This is a genomic window from Poseidonibacter parvus (assembly GCF_001956695.1).
Lineage (GTDB): Bacteria > Campylobacterota > Campylobacteria > Campylobacterales > Arcobacteraceae > Poseidonibacter > Poseidonibacter parvus.
The window spans coordinates 2,410,552-2,432,760 of the sequence record NZ_CP019070.1 but is presented as its reverse complement, the minus strand read 5'-3'; the positions used below and the strand labels follow the sequence as shown (position 1 = coordinate 2,432,760).

Sequence of the window (22,209 nt, the reverse complement as noted above, 5' to 3'; positions counted from 1 at the left end):
CTAATATAAAATTTATTTTTTAAAATATGCTTCGAATTCTTCTGGGAATTTTTGTACCATGCTTTGGATAATATCTTTAACCGCTGGTGCAAATACACAAATTGTTTTACCATTTAAAGATACACATACATCAAGAATAGTATCTATATCTTTTTTTGAACCATCACCTGCTAGAATTTTCGCTAAGACATCATCAATCCAACCACAACCTTCTCTACAAGGTGTACATTGTCCACATGATTCATGATGGTAAAACTCTATTAAGTTTTTAGCAGCTTCAACCATACACATGTCTTCATCTATTACAATCATTCCTCCAGTACCTAAAGTTGAACCAATATCCCACATAGATTCATAATCTAATACAGCTTTTTGTACTTCATCAGCTGTTAAAATTGGACAAGATGAACCTCCTGGAATAATTGCTTTTAACTTTTTACCTTCTTTCATACCACCACCAACTTCATTTAAGAAGTCAATCATTTTGTTTCCAAATGCTAATTCATAAACTCCTGGGTTTTTAACAGCCCCACTCATTGCAAATAACATTGTTCCAGGTGATTTCTCAGTTCCATAAGCTGTATAAGCTTCATAACCATTTTCAATAATAAAAGGAACTGTTGCAATTGTTTCTACATTGTTTACAGTTGCAGGATTATCAAAGAACCATTCACACTCTTTTTGATGCGGTTTAAGTCTTGGATGTCCTCGTTTTCCTTCAAGTGATTCAATTAGTGCTGATTTCTCACCACAAATATATGCACCAGCTCCTCGGTGAACTGTTATTTCCATTTTATAATCATGGCCCATAACACTATCACCAATTATTCCTGCTGCATAAGCTTCTTGTATTGCTTCATCAACTCTATCACTAAAGAATTTATATTCACCTCTTATATAGATATAAGCATGATGTGCATTAATTGCATATGAAGAACAAATAATACCTTCAATTAAAAGATGAGGATCATATTGAAAAATTTGTCTATCTTTAAAAGTTCCAGGTTCTGATTCATCACCATTTACAATCAAATACGCAGGTCTTGGATCATTTTTTGGCATAAGTTGCCATTTTGGACCACAAGCAGCTCCTCCTCCACCTTTTCCTCTTAATCCTGAGTTAACAACCTCAGTTGTTACATCATCAGGAGTCATTGTGAAAAGTTTTTCTATTGAAGAGTATGCACCATTTTGTTGTGCAACTTCTAGTTTATGATAGTTTGGAATATCAAATTTTTTGCTTACTACTTTAACTACCATTATTTACTCTCCTCAATTAATTTTTTTAAGGATTCTACACTTTGGTTTTCTTTATATTCTCCATTAAATGCAAACATAGGAGCTCCACCGCAAGCACCTAAACACTCAACTGCACTTAAATGAAACTTACCATCTTCACTTGTTTGCCCAGGTTCAATTCCAACTGTATCTTTCATAAATTTGATTAAATCATTTGCACCCATTAACATGCAAGATAATGTTTTACAAACTTCAATATGATAAGTACCAATTGGTTTTAAATTAAACATAGTATAGAAAGTAGCAACTTCATATACTTGAATAGGAGTTTTCTTTAATTTATTTGCAACAAATATCATAGCTTCTGGAGATATCCAGTTTTCTTGCTCTTGAACTAGCCATAAACAAGGTAACATCATAGCATCTGAATTAGGATATTTTTTTAATTGTTCTTGATATTTTTTTTCGTTTTCTTCTGTAAATACAAATGTTTTCATTATCTATCAAACTCCCCAGCAATAAAGTTCATACTTGCCATTGTAACAACAGCATCCGCAAGCATTCCACCTTCAACTATATTAGAATATGCTCCAAGTGAATAAAAACATGGAGGTCTACATTTTACTTTATATGGTTTCCCATCTCCATCACTCACAATAAAGAATCCAAGTTCACCATTTCCAGCTTCAGTTGAAGAATAATATTCACCTTTTGGTACTTTTATTCCTTCAAATGTAAGTTTAAATTGATTCATCAAGCCTTCAATATTTCCATAAACATCTTTTTTAGATGGAAGTAAAACACCAGGTGCATCAACATTTATAGGACCATCTGGTAGTTCTTTCATAGCTTGTCTAATGATTTTTGTACTTTGAACCATTTCTTCAAATCTACACATCATTCTGTCATAAACATCACCATGAGAACCTACAACTATATCAAAGTCATAGTTTTCATAACCATAGTAAGGCTTATCTTTTCTTAAATCATGTGGAATTCCAGTTGCTCTTAAATTTACTCCTGAAATTCCTGCACTTAATGCAAAATCAGATTCAATTACACCTACATCTTGTGTTCTATCATGGAATATTTTATTATGAGCAATTAAACTTAAAGCATCAGAGCATGCTTTTTCTACTTCTTTTAATACATTTTCTAAATCATCAGCAAAACCATCATATAAATCAAACTCTAAACCACCAATTCTTGTATAGGTATTAGTAAGTCTTGCACCTGTTAGTTTTGATAATAAATCATAAGCAGTATCACGTGGAGCAAATAAATACCAGAAATTAGTAAGACCACCTAAATCAACCATATTTGCTGCATTACAAACAAGATGATCAATGATTCTACTTAACTCTCCAATTATTACTCTAATTGATTTAGCTCTTTGAGTGATATCAATTTTTAACATTTCTTCAACAGCTTTTGAATAACCAATGTTATTTAAAATAGCGCTACAATAGTTTAATCTATCAGTATAAGGAATTACTTGTGAGTAAGTATGGTTCTCACAAGATTTTTCAAAACCTCTGTGTAAGTATCCAATTTCAGTTACACAAGCACTAATTGTTTCACCTTCCATTGCTACAAAGTTTCTAATAGTACCATGAGAAGCAGGGTGAGAAGGACCAACATTTAAAAGCATTAAATCATTTATTTCTTCAGGAGTGTAACCTTTTTGAACTAATAATGGATCCATTTCATCCATTAAATCTTCAGTTTCAGTACAGATTTGACCTTTTGTAATTTCATAATCTTTTCTTAGAGGATGTCCTACAAATTGATGATGATTTAAAAGTCTTTTTAAATTTGGATGACCATTGAAGTTTATTCCGTATTGGTCATAAGCTTCTCTTTCAGCCCAGTTTGCTGATTTGTAAAGTGAAGTTAAAGAATCAACAGTTAAAGTTGCATCATCTATATAAGATTTGACAGATATTTGTTTTTTGAATGTTTTGTCTCTTAGAATATAAACAACTGCAAATCGTGATGGTGTAACATCAGGATATTTTAAATAATCTACAATTGTTACATCTAAAAGAATATTATAATTTTCTTCATTTTTTAATTTTAATATCGTTTCTTTGATTTGTGTAGAATCAACTAGCATATCACACTTAAGCATCTAGAAATCCTTTGAAAGGTTTAACTCTATCTTTTAATAGTGATTCGTCATTTGCTTTTTCTTGAATTCTCATAATTGCATCTAACACAGCTTCAGGTCTTGGTGGACAACCTGCTACATATTCATCTACAGGGATTATTTGATCAATTCCTTGTAAAGTCGTATAGTTATCATAAAATCCACCAGAACATGCACATGCACCCATTGAAATAACCCATTTAGGTTCACACATTTGCTCATATATTTTCTTTAAAATAGGAGCTTGTTTATATGAAATAGTTCCAGCAACTATTAATAAATCTGCTTGTCTTGGAGAAAATCTTACAACTTCTGCACCAAATCTTGAAAGGTCATATTTAGCACCTGCAACACTCATAAATTCAATACCACAACATGCCGTTCCAAAAACCATTGGCCATAAAGAGTATGATCTACCCCAGTTAATCGCATGATCAAGTTTTGTAGTTACAATAGAATCGCCTAAACCAGCTTCAGCTCCTAATCCCATGATAATGCCTTTTTCTTATAGATATAAATTAGTCCTGAAAATAATAGTCCCATAAACATAAACATTTCAAAAAGTCCTAAATATCCTAGTTCTTTAATATTTACAGCCCAAGGGAACATGAAAATTATTTCCACATCAAACAGAACAAATAAAATTGCTACTAAGTAAAACTTGATAGAGAATCTTATATTAGTATTTCCTACTGGGTTTGAAACACCACTTTCGTATACTGTGTTTTTCATTTGTGCTTCTTCGTCTTTTGGACCTATATACCGAGTAAGTACAAAAACAGCCACTAAAATGAAACCAATTGTAACAAAAATAACAGAGGCAAGAATCAGTTCTGTTGACATTTCATATCCTATTTTTTAATTTCGTTTTCTAGTGTACACTAATTTTACACTTCTGAAAAGCTTTAGTAGCTTTCCAAAAATTTAATTTAATAGAATGAGAAAAAAGGTAATACTTTGCTATTTAATTGCTATTAAAACTCTTAGATATATCGTCTAGAGCAACTTTTAAAGCATCTTTGCTAAGTGCAATATTTAGTCTAAAGTGTGAAACTCCATTGCTACCAAAAGAAACACCATCATTTAATGCAACTTTTGATTGTGTTAAGAGTCTGTTTTTAATTTCTTTGTGATTTAATGAAGTATTTTTAAAATTTAACCATAAAAGGTATGTTGCTTCTGGTAACATAAAATCAATATTTGGAGCATTTTTTTGTAAATAATCTTTAGTAAATTGCATATTTTTTTGTAAATAATCTTTTAATTGATCTACAAACTCTCCTCCATTTTCATAAGCAGCCTTTGTTGAAATAAAACCAAAAAAGTTTATTGACTGAATTTCTCTTTTAATTGCAATAGTTTTAAATTTATCTAAAATATCAGAGTTTTTACTAATTGCATAAGCACAATTTAATCCTGCAATATTAAATGTTTTACCTGCTGAATTAAGAGTGATTGTAATATTTGCGATTTTTTGACTAATTGAAGCAAGAGGTGTAAATTTTTTAAAAGTAATATCAGAGTGAATTTCATCAGAAACAATTGTAATATTATGGTCAATACAAATATCTGCTAAAGCTTCAAGTTCTTCTTTACTCCAAACACGTCCTACTGGATTATGAGGTGAGCATAAACAAAGAATTTTTGTTTTTTTAGTTATTTTAGATTTTAAATCTTCTAAATCCATTGTGTAATAACCATTTTCTTCTTTTAATTCATTTGTTATTACTTTTCTATTATTTGCAAGTACACATTTAAATAAAGGAGGGTAAACAGGTGTTTGAACAATTACTTCATCTCCAATTTCGCTAAAAGCTTCAACACATGCTGAGTATGCAGGTACAACACCATTTATCATATAAATATCTTTTTTCTCTATTTGCCAATTATGTCTTGTATTTTGCCAATTTATAATTGAATCATATAATTCATCACTATCAATACTATAACCATAAGCAGAGTTTTGAGCTGCTTTGATTATTTCATCATTTATAAACTTTGGAGTTTTAAAATCCATGTCAGCCACCCAAAGTGGATTTAAATCTTCATATCCAAAATATTTTTTTAAACCATCATACTTTGCACAATTTGTACCTTTTCTATTTACTTTTTCATCAAAATTGTATTTATTCTTATCAATCATATATAAATCTCCTACCATAAACTATATTTTATTGATAAAATGATATAAGATTTATACTAATTACCTGATTAGGTTACATAGAGGAAAATATGAAAGAAGCAATCGAATTATTAAAAAAGAATGATTTACTAAGAATTATAGATGATGAATTAGATATTAATTTAGAAATTCCACATATAGCATATATTGAAGTTAAAAAAGAAGATTCAAAAGCATTATTATTTACAAATGTTGTAGATAAAGCAAATGATAAAAAATTTGACATTCCTGTTTTGATGAATGTGTTTTGTAATGAAAAAGCAGTTGAGTTATTTATAGGTGATGGAGATAAGATTGGTTCAGAGATTGAATCTTTATTAAAAATGAAGCCACCAACAACTCTAGGTGAAAAACTTACAACTTTTGGAAAGCTTTTTGCATTAAAAAATACAATTCCTAAAAAAAATAGAGGAAAAGGTGAGTGTCAACAAGTTATAAAACTAGGAAATGATGCAAAACTTACTGATTTACCTGTTCTTACAACGTGGGAGCAAGATGGTGGTCCATTTATTACAATGGGGCAGGTTTACACAACTTCTTTAAATGGGGAAATGAAAAATCTTGGAATGTACAGACTTCAAGTTTTCCCTGATAATACTTTAGGTCTTCATTGGCAAATTCATAAAGATTCAAATCACTTCTTCCATGAATATAAAAAAGCAGGTAAGAAAATGCCAGTTTCAGTTGGAATTGGTGGAGATCCTATGTATATTTGGTGTGGACAAGCTCCATTACCAATTGGTATTTTTGAGTTAATGCTTTATGGTTTTGTTAAAAATAAAAATGCACAACTTGTAAAATCAATTACAAATGATATTTGGGTTCCAAAAGATAATGACTTTATTATAGAAGGTTTTGTTGATCCTACTAAACTTAGAATTGAAGGTCCATTTGGTGATCATACTGGTTATTACACACTTGAAGAAGAGTATCCGTTTATGGAAGTTACAGCAATTACAAGTAAAGCAAAGCCTACATATTTAGCAACTGTAGTTGGAAAACCACCTTTAGAAGATAAATATATGGGACATGCTACAGAGCGTATTTTCTTGCCATTACTTAAAACAACTGCACCTGATTTAATTGATTATTATATGCCAGAAAATGGAGTTTTTCATAATCTTATTTTAGCAAAAATCAAAACTTTATATCCAGGACATGCACAACAAATGATGCACGCATTTTGGGGTGTTGGACAAATGAGTTTTGTAAAACATGCCTTATTTGTAAATGAAGACGCACCTGATTTAACAGATCATAAAGCAATTGCTGAACATATATTAAATCGAATAAATATCGATGATATGATGATTTCAAAAGGTGTAGTTGATGCACTTGATCACTCAAGTCCAAAGTTTGCAGTTGGTGGAAAACTAGGACTTGATTGTACAGGTGAAGAGATTGAAGAACTTGGTATTACTCTTATTGAAGATGATGAATTATTGTTTAAAATGCAATCAATTACAAGTGAAGTAAAAGAATTAAAACAATATTTTACAAATACAAAAAACCCAGTTACAATTATAACAGTTGAAAAAACAAGAACTCAAAAGCATCTTTTTGAAGATTTAAAACCAATTTTAGAGAATGTAAAAATTCTAATAATAATTGATGCTTCACATCAAAATGACGTAAATAATCCTTATATGCTAGTTTGGAGAGTTGTTAATAATATCGATTCAAATAGAGATATGTATTTTGAAGCAAATACTATTTGTATCGATGCTACAAATAAAAACTCATTTGATAATTATAAAAGAACATGGCCTGATGATGTTGATTGTACTCCAAGTGTTTTAAAATCGCTTCAAGAACGTGGAGTTATTGATATTAGTGATGAGTTTAAAAAGCTATACCAATTATAAAGATAAGAGTAAAATCTTACCTTTATAAAATTTTAACTGCATTTTTACCATTGTTTTTTATAAAATACATCGCTTTATCAGCTCTTTGTATTAAACATTCTTTTGTGTCATTTTGCATATATTGTGTAATTCCTAAACTTATAGTTAAAGCACTATTTATTCCAAAATCTGTTTTAGAAACTAATTGTTTTAAATCATCGGCTATTATAAATGCCTTATTAGAACTTGTATTTGGAAGTAAAATTACAAATTCTTCTCCACCCCATCTTCCAATTGTATCTGTATCTCTAATATTTTTAGAAACTAAGTAACTTACTTGAACTAAAACTTTATCTCCTTTTATATGTCCAAAATCGTCATTTATTCGTTTGAAGTTATCTATATCAAAAAATATTATTGAAAAGGTTTGCTTCTTATCTTTTGATTTTTTGATTTCATCACTTATTAGTAAATCAATTTTTCCTCTATTAAATATTTGAGTCAAGCTATCTTTATTAGCATAATTTTGTAATTCTTTTTCAGCTTTTCTTCTTCTAGATATTTCATTTCTCATTTTATGATTAATAATTAAGATAATTAAAATTATAAGTAATAAAGGAATAGTAAAGGTATAAAGGTATTTTTCTAATAATATTTCATCATTAGAAAAAAGAGGAGAAACTAATATAAAAGGTGTTAGTAGTATATTTTTAAATTTCATAAAATAAATTATACACTAAATTTTATAAATAATAAGATACTTTATTATTTTAGTATTATTTTTATATTTTCTCTTTTTAAATCTAAGTATATTTTTTCATTTAAATCGATATTTTCCAATGTTGATTTAATCATTGATAATTCATCAGTCTCATTATTTTTTACATCTTTTACTAAAATTTCGTAGTATTCTCCACAAAAAGATTTATCTACTATTTCTACTTCAAGTAAAGTGTTTTTATTAGTAAGTTTAGATTTTGAAATTTCTATTATTGCTGTTTGGTTTTCTTTCACATTTAATTCTAATTTTTCAATTAATGCTTTTGGCAGTATATTTATCTCAGATAAAAAGTTTGCAATATAAAAATTTACTGGTTTTGAATATATATCTTGTGTTGCGTCAAATTGTAAAAGTTTTTTATTATGAATTATTCCAATTTTATCTGAAATACTTAAAGCTTCTTTTTTATCATGAGTTACTAAAACAGCAGATAAATTATATTTCTTAATTAGATTTTTTAACCACATTTTTGTCTTATATCTAAGTTGTGAATCAAGATTTGCAAAAGGTTCATCAAGTAGTAATATTTTTGGTTTATTTGCCATTGCCCTAGCGATTGCTACTCTTTGTTGCTGTCCACCTGAAAGTTGATGGATCTGTTTGTGTTTATGAGCTATAATATCAAACTGTTCTAGAAGTTGATCTACTCTTTTATTTCTGTCTTTTTTAGATAATTTATCTAGAGCAAAAGATATGTTTTCTTCAACATTTAAATGTGGGAAAAGTGCATAATCTTGGAAAATATATCCAACTTCTCTATCTTGTTTATAAACTTCTTTAGATGATACACAAGTGTCTCCAATACAAATATTTCCATCATGCTCTTTTTGTAAACCAGCAATTGCTCTTAAAATTGTAGTCTTTCCACAACCACTTGAACCTAAAAGAGTTACAATTTCTCCTTGCTTTACATCAAAGTTAATATCTTCTAAAATTTTTGTTTCATTAAAAGATATTGAAAAGTTGTTAATACTTAGCATTCTGTGCCTTTTTCATATTTTTTGTCAGCAATAATACTGATATAATTCCAATTAATACTATAAACATAGATGGAACTGATGATTCTATTGTTTGTGATTGCTCATTTAATTCTAATGCTCTAATTGCAAGTGTGTTGTAATCAAAAGGTCTTAACACCATTGTAAGAGGTAATTCTTTTACAACTTCGATAAAAATCACAATAAATGAAGCAGCAGCAGAGTTTTTAATCAAAGGAATAAATACTTTTGTAAATGTTTTAACTTGACCAATTCCAGATATTTTAGCCGCATCATCATAGCTTTGAGGAATACGATTAAATCCTGCTTCAAAGTTATTAATACTAATTGCTATAAATCTTACAACATATCCAAATATAACAGCTACAACAGTTCCTGAGATTAGAAAATCTATTGATAATACATCTAAAACATATTTATGTAATATTCCAAAAAATGATAATATTCCAACTGCAACAACAGCTCCAGGAATTGAATAACCAAGTTTTAGTATTTGAGGTAATGAGCTTGAACTTTTGTCTTTATTTACACGTGAATTATAAACAATAAGTATTGCAATAGCAGTTAAAAGCGTTGCAGATATTATCCCTAATTTTAAAGTTTTTAGTAATAAATCAACAAATTCTTCATCAATTATCTCTTCATAAGAAATAAAGAACCAAATTGTAAGCTGAACAAATGGTAATAAGAATCCAAAGAAAAAAGGAATAAAACATACAAAAGATGCAAGAAAGTTCTTACTTCCTTCTAGTTTAATCTTTTCAATGGGTCTGAAATCTTTTCCTGAACTTTTATATACTTTATTTCTTCTTTGAAATTTTTCTAAAATTATTAATATAAATAGAAAAGTCATTAGCATACTAGCTAGTTTTGAAGCATCTTCAATACTTCCCATACCTTCCCATGTTTTAAAAATACCAGTTACAAAAGTGTTTACACCAAAGTATTGCATAACACCATAATCAGCAGTTGCTTCCATAACTGCTAACGTTGCACCAGCTATTATTGCAGGTCTTGATATTGGTAAAATCACTTTTTTTAAAACTTGCCATGAAGAGAGGTTAAATGTTTTAGCTGCTTCAATAATTGAAGCAGATTCAAAATTAAAATAAGTTCTACATACCAAATACACATAAGGATATAAAACTAAAGACATCACTAAAACGGCACCTTCAATAGATTGAATATCAAAAAAGACTACTTCACTAAGATTTTTATCTAGAAGATTTAATATATAAGTTGTAACATTTCCACTAATCCCAAACATTCCATTGTACATAAAAGCTATTATATAAGTAGGAAATGCAAAAGGTAAAATCAAACCATAATCAAAATAATTTGAAAAAGAAAAAGTATAAAAAGATGTAAGATATGCAGTTGTAAAGCCAATAATAGTTGTAAGAATTCCAACTCCTATCATCACAAATAGGGTATTGTATATGTACTCAAGAAGTACAGTATTTTTTATATGTTCCCAATTTTCGGAGTCATGAATAAAAAGATATACAAATATTGTAATCATAGGAATAGAAATAAGTAGTGTGATTAATACACTACTTATTTTTAAACTAGAGAGTTTATTTTTCAAATATGTTATTTCCAACCTGCAACATCAAGAGCTTTTACAGCATCTTTATTAAATTTACCTAAGTCGTTAATTGTAACATTATCATCTTGAATTTTTCCCCAAGATGCAACAAGTGGTGAAATTTCAGCGCCTTTTATTATAGGATATTCATAGTTTCCTTTTGCAAACACTTCTTGAGCTTCTTTTGAAAGTAAAAATTCAATAAATTTGATTGCATTTTCTTTATTTTTAGCATATCTTGCAACTCCAGCTGCAGAAATATTTACATGAGTTCCACCATTTTCAAACTTTGGAAAAATCACATTTACATTTTCTACTACTTCTTTATCTGATAAGCTTCCATTTGCAAGCTTTCCTAAGTAATATGTATTCATAATTGCAATTGAACCAAGACCTGCATTTATTCCTCTTGCTTGATCTCTATCACTTCCTTTAGGATCTCTTGCCATATTAGCAACCACGCCTTTTGCCCAAGTTGTTGCATATTCAACACCATGATGTTTAATCATTGCTGCCATTAAAGATTGGTTATATACATTACTTGAAGATCTAACCATAATTTGACCCTTATATTTAGGATCAGCCAACTCTTCATACGTTTTAATACTATTTGAAAGTTTGCTATCTTTTCTTACTGTAACCATTCTAGCTCTTTTAGTAAGTGCGAACCATTGATTGTCTTTATCTCTTAATTTGCTATCGATATTTTTTACTAAAAAATCTGATTGTATTGGCTGAAAAAGTTTTTTTTCAGTTGCTCTTTGAATTCTTGCAGCATCAACAGTAATAAATACATCAGCAGGTGAATTTTTACCTTCACTTTCCATTCTTTTAATTAGTGCATCATCTTTTGCTTGAATTACTTTTACTTTTATTCCAGTGTTTTTTTCAAACATTTTAAATAATTGTTTATCAGTATCGTAATGTCTACTCGAATATACATTTACATTATTACTTGCTATTAATGAACTTGTTAATATTATTGCACTTAGTGCTAATTTTTTTATCATAATCTTCCTTCTTATTTTATCTATAATGATAATTGTTATTAGAATAATAGAAAAAAGAAGCTTTATTTATTCTTAATACTAAGAATGATTATCAAGTTTGTTAAATAACTTTTTAACTTTTTTTAATTATTTTTTAGTTAGAATAACGCTCGTTAAAAAAATCAAATATAATATAGAAAGGCAAGTTTGTTCTTTAACACAAATATTAATTTTTTCAATGTTATATATGCATTATTCTTACGAGAAATCCAAACGCGATTTGGTTCTCAAAAAATGGGTTATTTTTGGGCAGTTGTTGAACCATCTGTTCAGATATTAATTTTTACTTTTATTCATGCAGCTATTGGGACTTCAAATTCTGGATACGATATAGCAGTTTTTATTGCAGTTGGTTTTTTATCATATAACTTTTTTAAAAATATAATGATGATGGGTATGTCAGCTTTTGATGCTAATAAAGCTTTATTTAACTACAGACAAGTTAGACCAATTTATACTATAATCTCTAGGATCCTAATTGAATTTTTAATATTTATTTTTGTAAGCTCTTTCTTTTTACTTATCGCTTGGTTTTTTCATTTTGATTTTTTTCCTGAAAACCTTCTTAATATTATACTATTACTAGCTTGGTTTGCCCTATTTGGTGCTAGTTTAGGTTTACTTTTTGCAATTATTGTTTCATTTTATGAGACATTTAAAAAAATAGTAAATCTTACTACAATGCCATTGTTATTTACATCAGGATTATTTTATTCTCTTAAAGACTTACCACAAGTTATAATAGAAATATTACTTTACAATCCAGTACTTCATTTTGTGGAAGCAATACATGCAAATTATATAAATGTTTTAGATGATAGATATGTAGATTATACTTATATGACTTTATGGACTATAGTTCCACTATTTCTGTCTTTATTTATCTATTTAAGAAGTGAAAGAAAGATAATAACATCATGATAGAACTTATAAATGCCACAAAGTATTATGAAACAAATATAGGTAAAAACTATATTCTAGATGATGTTACTTTTACAATACCATCAGATAAAAGTATAGCAATCCTTGGTTCAAATGGCGCTGGAAAATCGACACTTCTTCGAATGTTAGGAGGAATTGATTTTCCAAATAAAGGCACAATTAGAAGTAAAAAAAGATTTTCATGGCCTATGGGACTTTCTAGTGGATTTCAAGCAAGCATGACAGGACGTCAAAATGTAAAGTTTGTATGTAGAATATATGGTAAAGATGATAATCATATGAAAGAAGCAATAGAATATGTAAATGAATTCAGTGGATTAGGTGTTTATTTTGATATGCCTTTAAAGACTTATTCTAGCGGTATGAGATCAAAATTAAGTTTTGGAATGAGTCTTTTCTTTGATTTTGATTATATGCTTATAGATGAAGTTCTTGCCGTAGGTGATCCAAAGTTTAGGAATAAGGCAAAAGATAGACTTATGGAAAAAATTAAAAAGTCTAATGCAATTATAGTTAGCCATCAAATGCCTATATTAAAAGAAGTTTGTGATGTAGGTATTTATCTAGATAGTGGTAAAATACAATATTTTGAAGATGTTCAGGAGGCAATAGATTGTTATCAAAAGTAAAAAGAGTGAAGTTTAAAATAGTTTTTATAGTACTTTTAGTGCTTAGTATAGTTTACGTAGGACTTATAAAGACAAGTTTCTTCCAATCAAGTGCAGTAATTACTATAAAAAACTTAGATGATATATCTACAACATCAAGTTTATTAGGATTTGTAAGTGGACAGTCAAATAACAGTACTCAAGATACTATGATTTTAGAAGAGTATTTAAAATCATATGAAGTTTATGACAAGCTTAATAAACAATTTGATTTAAATACATATTACAGTAGTTTTGATTTAGATTTTTTACAAAAAATGTATAGCTTCAACTCTTATGAAGAGTATGTAGAACTATACAATAAGCATCTAGGAATCATATATGATGAAACATCAAATATCACTACTATATCTTTTTTGCATGTAGATGCAAAAAAAGCACAAGAGATTGTGAACTTTTTGATAAAAGAAGCAGAATACAAACTAAACGAATACAATAAACAAACTGCTTCAAAACAACTCTACTTTATAGAAGAAGAAACAAGTAAGCAAAAAGAAGTATTAGAAAAGTCTATTAAAAATCTTGCGAAATACCAAGATACTCAAAATACGCTTGATCCAAATAGCCAAGCTAGTACAAATACAACAATTCTTTCTGAACTAAAAGGAAGACTAGTAGAAAACACAGCAAAACTACAAAAGCTATCAAAGTATCTTACAAACAGTTCTTTTGAAATAATTGATTTAAAAAGAGAAATATCACAAATCAAAAATTCAATAAATCAAATCAAAAAAGAACAATCAGGTAGAGGAAGTAAAACAACACTAAATAAAACTATCTTCGAATTTGAAAAAATCAAAGCAGAAGTAGACTTAAATACTGAACTTTATAAGCAAGCCCTTCTTCAACTACAAAGTGCAAAAATAGATGTAAATAAAGAGAATAAAACACTACAAGTACTAGTAAATCCAAACTTTGCACAAAGCTATAGTGAACCGAAAAGATTTCGAGAGCTTGTAACTGTGATACTTGTATTATCACTACTATATGGGATTTTATCTATGATAAATGCCATAATAAAAGATCATAGGGAGTAATATGAAAATAATATTTTTAATACTAAGTTTAATCTACTTTTCAAACGCACTTGAAATACCAAGTGAAGAAAATAAAAAAGAAGAGATAATACTAAAAGACAATAAAAAGATAAAAATCTTTGGAGAAAATCTTTTTAATGGTGAATTTTCAAAATCTTCACAACACAGATACAATCCTGATTATCTTCTAAACATATCTGATACTATCAACTTAAAACTTTGGGGTGCAGTTGATTTAGATATGAAGCTTACTATTGATGAGCAAGGTAATATTTTCGTACCAAAAGTAGGAGCTATCAAACTTTTAGGTGTAGCAAATAAAGACCTATCAGAAAAGATTAAAAAAAGACTTCAAAAAACTTACAAAGATAATGTATATATTTATGCAAACCTTGACAACTTTCAGCCTATATCAGTTTTTGTATCAGGTGGTGCTGTTAAGCCTGGACTTTATGAAGGATTATCTTCTGATTCTATTTTACAGTTTATAGATAAAGCTAAAGGAATAGCTCAAAATGGAAGTTTTAGGAATATCTCTGTTCTTAGAGATAATAATATTATTTCAAATGTAGATTTATATCAGTACTTACTAAATGGTAGATTAGATTTACTACAGTTTAAAACAGGTGATATTATAAATATTGAGTACCTAAAAGGTTACATTACAGTTGATGGTGATGTACAAAAACCACTAAAAATTGAAACAAATGGATATTTAACTATAAATACAATAGCAAAACTAGTACAGCCATATACAGAAGCTAGTGATATAATCATTTCAAAATTTGATATTAGCAATGAAAAAACATTAAATATGTATTCAATAAATGATAAAGAAGTAAAAGTAGAAGCAAATCAACATGTAAAGTTTGTATCTAATAACAATACAAAAACAATTGAAATCAAAATAGACGGTGAACACAATGGCCTTAAAAATATAGTAGTAAAAAAAGGTACAACACTTCAAGAGCTTATCTCAACACTAAACTTCTCAGAATTATCATCAAAAGAAAACATAAACCTATATAGACAAAGTGTAGCAAAACTTCAAAAAGAACTAATAGATGCAAGTTTACAAGAACTAGAATCATCAGTTTTAAAAACAGGTTCAATTACAACAGAAGAATCTACTATAAGAGTACAAGAGGCTAGCTCAGTGCTTGACTTTATCAAAAGAGCAAAAGAAGTAGAACCAAAAGGGCGAGTAGTCTTAAATAAAAACAGTGACTTCTCTCAAATAGTTCTAGAAGATGAAGACAAAATATTTATACCAAAAAGAAACCATGTAGTAACAGTACAAGGTGAAGTAAAAATACCTTCATCACTCTCTTTTGTAGAAGATATGAGTTTAGAAAACTATCTAGAACAGTGTGGAGGACTTAGCTCAAGGGCTGATGAAGACAATATCTTAGTAATAAAACAAGATGGAAATGTAACAACTTATGATAATAGTGTCTTTTCAAATCAAATTATCACAATTGAGCCAGGAGATAGTGTCCTAGTCTTAGGAAAGCTAGACTCAAAAAGTATTCCGATAATAAAAAGTATAACTCAAATACTGTACCAAATAGCAGTTGGTGCTGGAGTATTAGTAAGATTATGATAAAAAAAATATCTAAATCAATTTTAAAGTTTTCTTATATAGTATATAAAGATACTTTACGAGGTGATCCTTTTTGCATCCATAAAAAAGCTTATAGAAAATATAGACAAGATGGCTTTAAAAGTATGATAAGTCGTCTAGATGATGAATACAAAAAAACAAACAATACAAATAGCAAATATTTAGATCAAAAAAAAGCATATCAAAACTGGATAGAAGAGAATGAAGAAGATATTCATCTGATAGAAGATTTAGATTATACACCATTAATCTCAATAATCACACCCACATATAACACAGAAATAAAATACTTAAAAGAGATGATAGAATCAGTAATCTCTCAAACATATACAAATTGGGAACTATGTATAGCAGATGATGCTTCAACAAGTAGTGATACTATTGACATGCTAAAAGATTATGAAACAAAATATGAAAATATTAAAGTAATTTGTAGAAAAGAAAATGGCCACATATCAGAAGCTTCAAATAGTGCCTTAAATTTAGCATGGGGAGAATATCTAGTACTTTTAGATCATGATGATACCTTATCTATAAATGCCTTGTATGAAATGACTAAAAAACTAAATGAAAATAAAAACTTAAAATTAATATACAGTGATGAAGACAAAATAGATGAAAAAGGAAATAGATTTGATCCACACTTTAAATCAGGATGGAATCCTGATATGTTTTATTCTCAAAACTATCTATGTCATTTAGTTTTACTTAAAAAAAGTATTGTAGATAAAATAGGTGGATTTAGAAAAGGATATGAAGGAAGTCAAGATTATGATTTACTTCTTAGATATTTAAACGAAATAAATTATAATGAAATTAATCGAATAGAAAAAATACTATATCATTGGAGAGCAATTAAAGGCTCAACAGCATTAAATAGCAAAGAAAAAAATTATGCTCATATAGCTGGATTAAAAGTACTTAAAGACTATTTTTCTAAAAAAAATGAGAATATCACTGTAGAAGGTGGTCTACTAGCAAATACATATAAAGTAATATATCCTATTCCTGAAGATCAGCCAAAAGTAACTATAATAATTCCAACAAGAAATAAATACACTCTTCTAAGTAAATGTATCAATAGTATTTTTGAAAAAACAACTTATAAAAACTACGAAATATTAGTTGTAAATAATGGAAGTAATGGACCTAGAATATTAAAATACTTTGAAAAAATTAAAAATCATGACAAAATAGAAATACTAGATTATGATAAACCTTTTAACTACTCAGCTATAAATAACTATGCAGTAAAGCATGCATCAGGAGAGATTATTACTCTACTTAACAATGATGTAGAAGTCATCAGTAAAAATTGGCTTACAGAAATGGTATCACATGCTATAAGAGAAGAAATAGGAGCTGTTGGAGCTATGTTATACTATGATGATGATAGTATTCAACATGCTGGGGTTATTCTTGGTATTGGTGGAGTTGCAGCCCATTCGCATAAATATTTCAAAAGAAATGAAAATGGTTACTTTTCAAGACTTAAGATAATACAAAATTTTTCTGCTGTTACAGGTGCCTGTATTGTTGTAAGAAAAAAGCTATATGAAGAGGTAAAAGGATTAAATGAAGAAAATCTAAAAGTAGCTTTTAATGATATAGATTTTTGTCTTAAACTTCTTAAATTAGGATACAAAAACTTATGGACTCCATATGTAGAATTATACCATCATGAATCTATAAGTAGAGGGAAAGAAGATAATCCTAAAAAAATAAAAAGATTTAATACAGAAGTAGAGTATATGAAAAATATGTGGGGAGATTATCTTATAAAAGATTATTATTATAATAATAATCTTTGTTTAATACATGAAAATTTTGGAATAAAAGATAGATAATAAAATGTTTAAAATATTTAGAAAGAAGGAAATATAAAATGGCACATAAAGAACAAATTGATTTTTGTGAAAAAGTTCGAGAACTTTATCCTGATTATTTTAAAGATACATTTGTTTTGGATGTAGGTTCTTTAGACATCAATGGAAATAATCAATATTTATTTGAAAGAGTGAAATATATTGGAGTAGATATTGGAGAAGGTAAAAACGTTGATATAGTACAAAAAGCACATGAACTCCAATTTCCAGAATTTACATTTGATACAATAATTAGTACAGAAATGCTTGAACATGATATGTATTATGAACAAAGTATAAAAAATATGTATCGTATGCTTAAATCTGGTGGATTATTTCTTTTTTCATGTGCAACAGAAGGAAGACCTGAACATGGCACAAGAAGAAGTGAACCGGAATCAGCACCTTTACTTCAAAGTGATGAATCTTGGCAAGATTATTATAAAAATCTAGTTGAAGATGATATAAAAATAACTTTTGGAAATGACATAGAGAAGTATTTTTATAAATATCAATTTTTAGTAAATAAAGAAAGTCATGATTTATATTTTTGGGGAATTAAAAATGGTATCTATACAAAAAGAAATAATTTATCACACAATATAAAAAATAATCATAAAGAATTATTCAACTTGCTTAAGTTTGATGAAATTTATTATTTAAAACAATATTTAGATATTGATAAGTCTATAATAAATCCTTATGAGCATTTTCTAAATCATGGTATTTTAGAAGGAAGACTTCCTAATAAATTGGCAGAAGACAATAGTATCTTCTTAAATGAAATTCCTTTTATAAAAAAGATTTTAGAATACATCTCAGAACTAAAAAATAAGTTAAATATTCAAAAAGAAGAAAATTCGAATCTAAATTCTACAATCCAAGAGTTAAGCACTCAAAAAGATAATCTAGAAAATGAATATAATCAAAAAACACAAGATATAGAAAATCTAAATAAAAATATGGACGAGATATTAAATGATTTAGAAATAGTAAAAGAAACAAAACAATTAGTAATAGAAGAGATAGAAGTAGAAAAAGAAAAAAATGCAAAACTTGTAGAAGAAAATTCGAATCTAAATTCTACAATCCAAGAATTAAGCACTCAAAAAGATAATCTAGAAAATGAATATAATCAAAAAACACAAGATATAGAAAATCTAAATAAAAATATGGACGAGATATTAAATGATTTAGAAATAGTAAAAGAAACAAAACAATTAGTAATAGAAGAGATAGAAGTAGAAAAAGAAAAAAATGCAAAACTTGTAGAAGAAAATTCGAATCTAAATTCTACAATCCAAGAGTTAAGCACTCAAAAAGATAATCTAGAAAATGAATATAATCAAAAAACACAAGATATAGAAAATCTAAATAAAAATATGGACGAGATATTAAATGATTTAGAAATAGTAAAAGAAACAAAACAATTAGTAATACAAGAGATAGAAGTAGAAAAAGAAAAAAATACAAAACTTGTAGAAGAAAATTCGAGTCTAACTATAAATATTGAAGAGTTATTATCAGATATTATACATATTAAAGAAATGAAGAAATAGGCTTAAGGGAAAATAACAATGTTTAATAAAGAAAAAAATAAAATTAAAAAACTAAAAAAAAGAATAGAAAAAAGTGAACTATTTGATAAAATTTATTATTTAAAAGAATATAGAGATGTACGACTTGCAGATATTTTACCCATAGATCATTATGTTAATTACGGAATAAAAGAAAATAGGAAACCAAATAAAGATTTTGATCCTATTTGGTATAAAGAATATTATAAAGATGTAGAAATAGATAAAATTGATTCTTTTAGTCATTATATATTATTTGGTAAAAAAGAGAATAGGTTTCAAAATAGTGAAGAGTTGAGATTATCAGGAAGCTATAATGAAAAAGAATTAAATATTGCAGTTATAAAAGAAGATCTTTTTAGCTATGTAGATGAAGAAAGTTATTTATTAGCTAATCCAGATATAAGTGAAGCAATTGAAAACAAAATTTTTCAAAATGCTTCAGAACATTTTAATTTATATGGTGCGATTGAAATAAAAGAAAGTAAAAGAAGATTAGGAATAGAATTTCCATTCTTTGTAGAAAATGAATATATAAGATTAAATAATGATATTAAAAATGCTTTGGAAAATCAAGGTATTGATTCAGCATTTAATCATTTTATTGAAAATGGAGCAAAAGAATTTTTAGCATTACAACGAAATATTGGTGGATATTATCCTTTTGATCTAAATAGTAGTTTGATAGAAAAAATAAAATTAGTTTTTAATGAAGAATCATATTTAGATGCAAATATAGATATTAAAAATGCTGTTCAAAATAATGATTTTCAAAATGGTTTTGAACATTTTATACAAAATGGGATAAATGAAGTTAGGTTTGGACAAAGAAGAATACATAATGATTTACCTATTATTAGTGAATCTTTATATCTTTTATCTAATAATGATATATTAGAGGCATTAAAAAGTAATAGTATAAAATCTCCTTATGAGCATTTTCTTCTATTCGGTATTTCAGAGATCCTTTCTGGTTCAAGAAAAATACCTGGAAATAAAACATATACATATATAAATCCTGAATTAACAGAAGATATAAAAAATCAATTAGAAAAATTTGATTATAAACCTTTAATTTCAATAGTCATGCCAGTATATAATGTGGATACAAAATGGATTCACCTGGCAATACAATCTTTAAATAATCAATGGTATAAAAATTGGGAACTATGTATTGTAGATGATAAAAGTACAAAAAAAGAGACAATAGAATATTTAAAAACAATAGATAGTGATAAAATTAAAATTAAGTTTTTAGAAAAAAACTTAAATATTTCAGGAGCTTCAAATGAAGCACTAACCTTAACATCAGGAGGATATATACTACTAATGGATAATGATGATGAATTAACTCCAGATGCTTTATATGAAATAGTAAAAGTAATCAATGAAAAAAATGCAGACTTTATATACAGTGATGAAGATAAACTAGAAATGGATGGTTTATTCACAGAACCTCACTTTAAACCAGACTATGCACCTGATATGTTTTTATCACAAAATTATATAAGTCATATAGGCGTAATAAAGAAAGCTCTTATTGAAAAAGTTGGGGGTTGGGCTATTGGTTTAGAAGGATCACAAGATTACGACTTATATCTAAAAGTATTAGAACATACAAATAATATAGTTCATATCCCAAAAGTATTGTATCATTGGAGAAAAATTCCAGGTTCTACAGCAGCTGAATATAGTGATAAATCCTATGCTCAAGAAGCAGGAACAAAAGCACTTAATAATGCAATGAAGAGAAGAAATATAAAAGCAATGGCATCAAATGGTAAATATCCAGGAACTTATAAAGTAGCTTATGAAATAGAAAACAATCCTCTTGTAAGTATAGTTATACCATATAAAGATAAACCAGAATTACTAAAAATGTGTATTGAATCAATCCTTGATAAATCTACATATCAAAATTATGAAATTATAGGAATCAGTAATAACAGTGAGGAATCAGAAACTTTTGATGAAATGAATAGATTAAAGAATCTTGATAATAGAATTCAATTTTATGAATACAATGTACCTTTTAATTATTCAGATATTAATAATCATGCTGTTAATACTTATGCAAATGGTGAACATATACTTCTTCTAAATAATGATATAGAAATTATATCTGAACGTTGGATAGAAGAAATGCTAATGCATTCTCAAAGAAAAGAAGTTGGGTGTGTTGGTGCTAAGTTATACTTCCCTAATGAACAAATTCAACATGCTGGAGTGATAATAGGTATTGGAGGAATAGCAGGTCATTCTCATAAATATTTTGAGAGAGAAGATCCTGGATACTTTTCTAGACTTAATTTAATTCAAAATTTTTCTGCTGTAACAGCAGCTTGTCTTATGGTAAAAAAAGAGATATTTGATGAAGTAAAGGGACTAAATGAAATAGATTTAAAAATTGCCTTTAATGATGTTGATTTTTGTTTACGGGTACAAGAACAAGGTTACAAAAATATTTTTACACCATATTGTGAAGCTTATCATCATGAATCAATCTCTAGAGGAGCTGAAGATAATTCAAAAAAAATAGAAAGATTTAATAAGGAAATAGAATTTATAAAAACTAGACATAAAGAATTCCTTAAAAAAGGAGATCCATTTTATAATGTAAATTTAACATTAGATCATGAGAATTTTGAGGTAGAGGGATAATTAAA

Annotated in this window: 18 protein-coding genes; 8 read left to right on the top strand and 10 right to left on the bottom strand. The window is 27.7% G+C overall.

The window, feature by feature from the left end; translation table 11 throughout:
- Positions 1-12: 12 nt before the first annotated feature.
- The 6 genes from nuoF to LPB137_RS11940 form a co-directional block, all read right to left on the bottom strand.
- Positions 13-1,260, bottom strand: a complete 1,248-nt coding sequence (gene nuoF, locus LPB137_RS11965; RefSeq protein WP_076088365.1) for an NADH-quinone oxidoreductase subunit NuoF — start codon at positions 1,258-1,260, stop codon at positions 13-15.
- A complete protein-coding gene (locus tag LPB137_RS11960) occupies positions 1,260-1,736 on the bottom strand; it encodes an NADH-quinone oxidoreductase subunit NuoE family protein (RefSeq protein WP_076088363.1) in 477 nt (158 codons plus the stop codon). Before LPB137_RS11960 ends, nuoF begins: the two co-directional genes overlap by 1 nt.
- On the bottom strand, positions 1,736-3,370 hold the full coding sequence (locus LPB137_RS11955) for an NADH-quinone oxidoreductase subunit D (RefSeq protein ID WP_076088361.1): 1,635 nt from the start codon (positions 3,368-3,370) through the stop codon (positions 1,736-1,738). Before LPB137_RS11955 ends, LPB137_RS11960 begins: the two co-directional genes overlap by 1 nt.
- Positions 3,363-3,878: an NADH-quinone oxidoreductase subunit B gene (locus tag LPB137_RS11950; protein ID WP_076088359.1), complete on the bottom strand. Its 516-nt coding sequence runs from the start codon at positions 3,876-3,878 to the stop codon at positions 3,363-3,365. The genes LPB137_RS11955 and LPB137_RS11950 overlap by 8 nt, the downstream gene beginning before the upstream one ends.
- Positions 3,869-4,231 (bottom strand): NADH-quinone oxidoreductase subunit A, encoded by a 363-nt coding sequence (locus tag LPB137_RS11945; protein WP_076088357.1) that lies wholly within the window; start codon positions 4,229-4,231, stop codon positions 3,869-3,871. The genes LPB137_RS11950 and LPB137_RS11945 overlap by 10 nt, the downstream gene beginning before the upstream one ends.
- 121 nt (positions 4,232-4,352) lie before the next feature.
- Positions 4,353-5,531 carry a MalY/PatB family protein gene (locus LPB137_RS11940; RefSeq protein WP_076088355.1) on the bottom strand — a complete coding sequence of 393 codons (1,179 nt, stop codon included), beginning with the start codon at positions 5,529-5,531 and terminating at the stop codon, positions 4,353-4,355.
- Between the two features lie 89 nt (positions 5,532-5,620).
- Here LPB137_RS11940 and LPB137_RS11935 point away from each other — a divergent pair, with 89 nt between their 5' ends.
- Positions 5,621-7,435 (top strand): menaquinone biosynthesis decarboxylase, encoded by a 1,815-nt coding sequence (locus tag LPB137_RS11935; protein ID WP_076088353.1) that lies wholly within the window; start codon positions 5,621-5,623, stop codon positions 7,433-7,435.
- Between the two features lie 22 nt (positions 7,436-7,457).
- Here the strand turns inward: LPB137_RS11935 and LPB137_RS11930 are convergent, their stop codons facing one another.
- The 4 genes from LPB137_RS11930 to LPB137_RS11915 are packed head-to-tail and all read right to left on the bottom strand — an operon-like array spanning position 7,458 to position 11,791.
- A complete protein-coding gene (locus tag LPB137_RS11930; RefSeq protein ID WP_076088351.1) occupies positions 7,458-8,135 on the bottom strand; it encodes a GGDEF domain-containing protein in 678 nt (225 codons plus the stop codon).
- Positions 8,136-8,179: 44 nt separating this feature from the next.
- The gene (locus LPB137_RS11925; protein WP_076088349.1) at positions 8,180-9,175 is read right to left on the bottom strand and encodes an ABC transporter ATP-binding protein; all 996 of its coding nucleotides are present in this window, start codon (positions 9,173-9,175) and stop codon (positions 8,180-8,182) included.
- Complete coding sequence (locus LPB137_RS11920; protein WP_156981741.1) at positions 9,162-10,781, bottom strand: ABC transporter permease; 1,620 nt, start codon at positions 10,779-10,781, stop codon at positions 9,162-9,164. The genes LPB137_RS11925 and LPB137_RS11920 overlap by 14 nt, the downstream gene beginning before the upstream one ends.
- Positions 10,782-10,786: 5 nt before the next feature.
- Positions 10,787-11,791 (bottom strand): Fe(3+) ABC transporter substrate-binding protein, encoded by a 1,005-nt coding sequence (locus LPB137_RS11915; protein ID WP_076088345.1) that lies wholly within the window; start codon positions 11,789-11,791, stop codon positions 10,787-10,789.
- Between the two features lie 186 nt (positions 11,792-11,977).
- On the opposite strand from LPB137_RS11915, the gene LPB137_RS11910 reads away from it, so the two are divergent.
- From LPB137_RS11910 to LPB137_RS11880, 7 genes are read left to right on the top strand one after another with little or no spacing between them, the layout of a single operon-like run.
- Complete coding sequence (locus tag LPB137_RS11910; RefSeq protein WP_076088343.1) at positions 11,978-12,751, top strand: ABC transporter permease; 774 nt, start codon at positions 11,978-11,980, stop codon at positions 12,749-12,751.
- Positions 12,748-13,401: an ABC transporter ATP-binding protein gene (locus LPB137_RS11905; protein WP_076088341.1), complete on the top strand. Its 654-nt coding sequence runs from the start codon at positions 12,748-12,750 to the stop codon at positions 13,399-13,401. Before LPB137_RS11910 ends, LPB137_RS11905 begins: the two co-directional genes overlap by 4 nt.
- Positions 13,386-14,477, top strand: a complete 1,092-nt coding sequence (locus tag LPB137_RS11900) for a KpsE/RkpR family capsule polysaccharide export protein (RefSeq protein ID WP_076088339.1) — start codon at positions 13,386-13,388, stop codon at positions 14,475-14,477. The genes LPB137_RS11905 and LPB137_RS11900 overlap by 16 nt, the downstream gene beginning before the upstream one ends.
- Position 14,478: 1 nt before the next feature.
- On the top strand, positions 14,479-16,080 hold the full coding sequence (locus LPB137_RS11895) for a polysaccharide biosynthesis/export family protein (RefSeq protein ID WP_076088337.1): 1,602 nt from the start codon (positions 14,479-14,481) through the stop codon (positions 16,078-16,080).
- Positions 16,077-17,948, top strand: coding sequence for a glycosyltransferase family 2 protein (locus LPB137_RS11890; RefSeq protein ID WP_076088335.1), 1,872 nt, complete (start codon positions 16,077-16,079; stop codon positions 17,946-17,948). The genes LPB137_RS11895 and LPB137_RS11890 overlap by 4 nt, the downstream gene beginning before the upstream one ends.
- 38 nt (positions 17,949-17,986) lie before the next feature.
- Entirely contained in the window at positions 17,987-19,525 is a 1,539-nt protein-coding gene (locus tag LPB137_RS11885) for a methyltransferase domain-containing protein (RefSeq protein WP_076088333.1), read from the top strand.
- Positions 19,526-19,543: 18 nt separating this feature from the next.
- On the top strand, positions 19,544-22,204 hold the full coding sequence (locus tag LPB137_RS11880; RefSeq protein ID WP_076088331.1) for a glycosyltransferase family 2 protein: 2,661 nt from the start codon (positions 19,544-19,546) through the stop codon (positions 22,202-22,204).
- Positions 22,205-22,209: the final 5 nt, after the last annotated feature.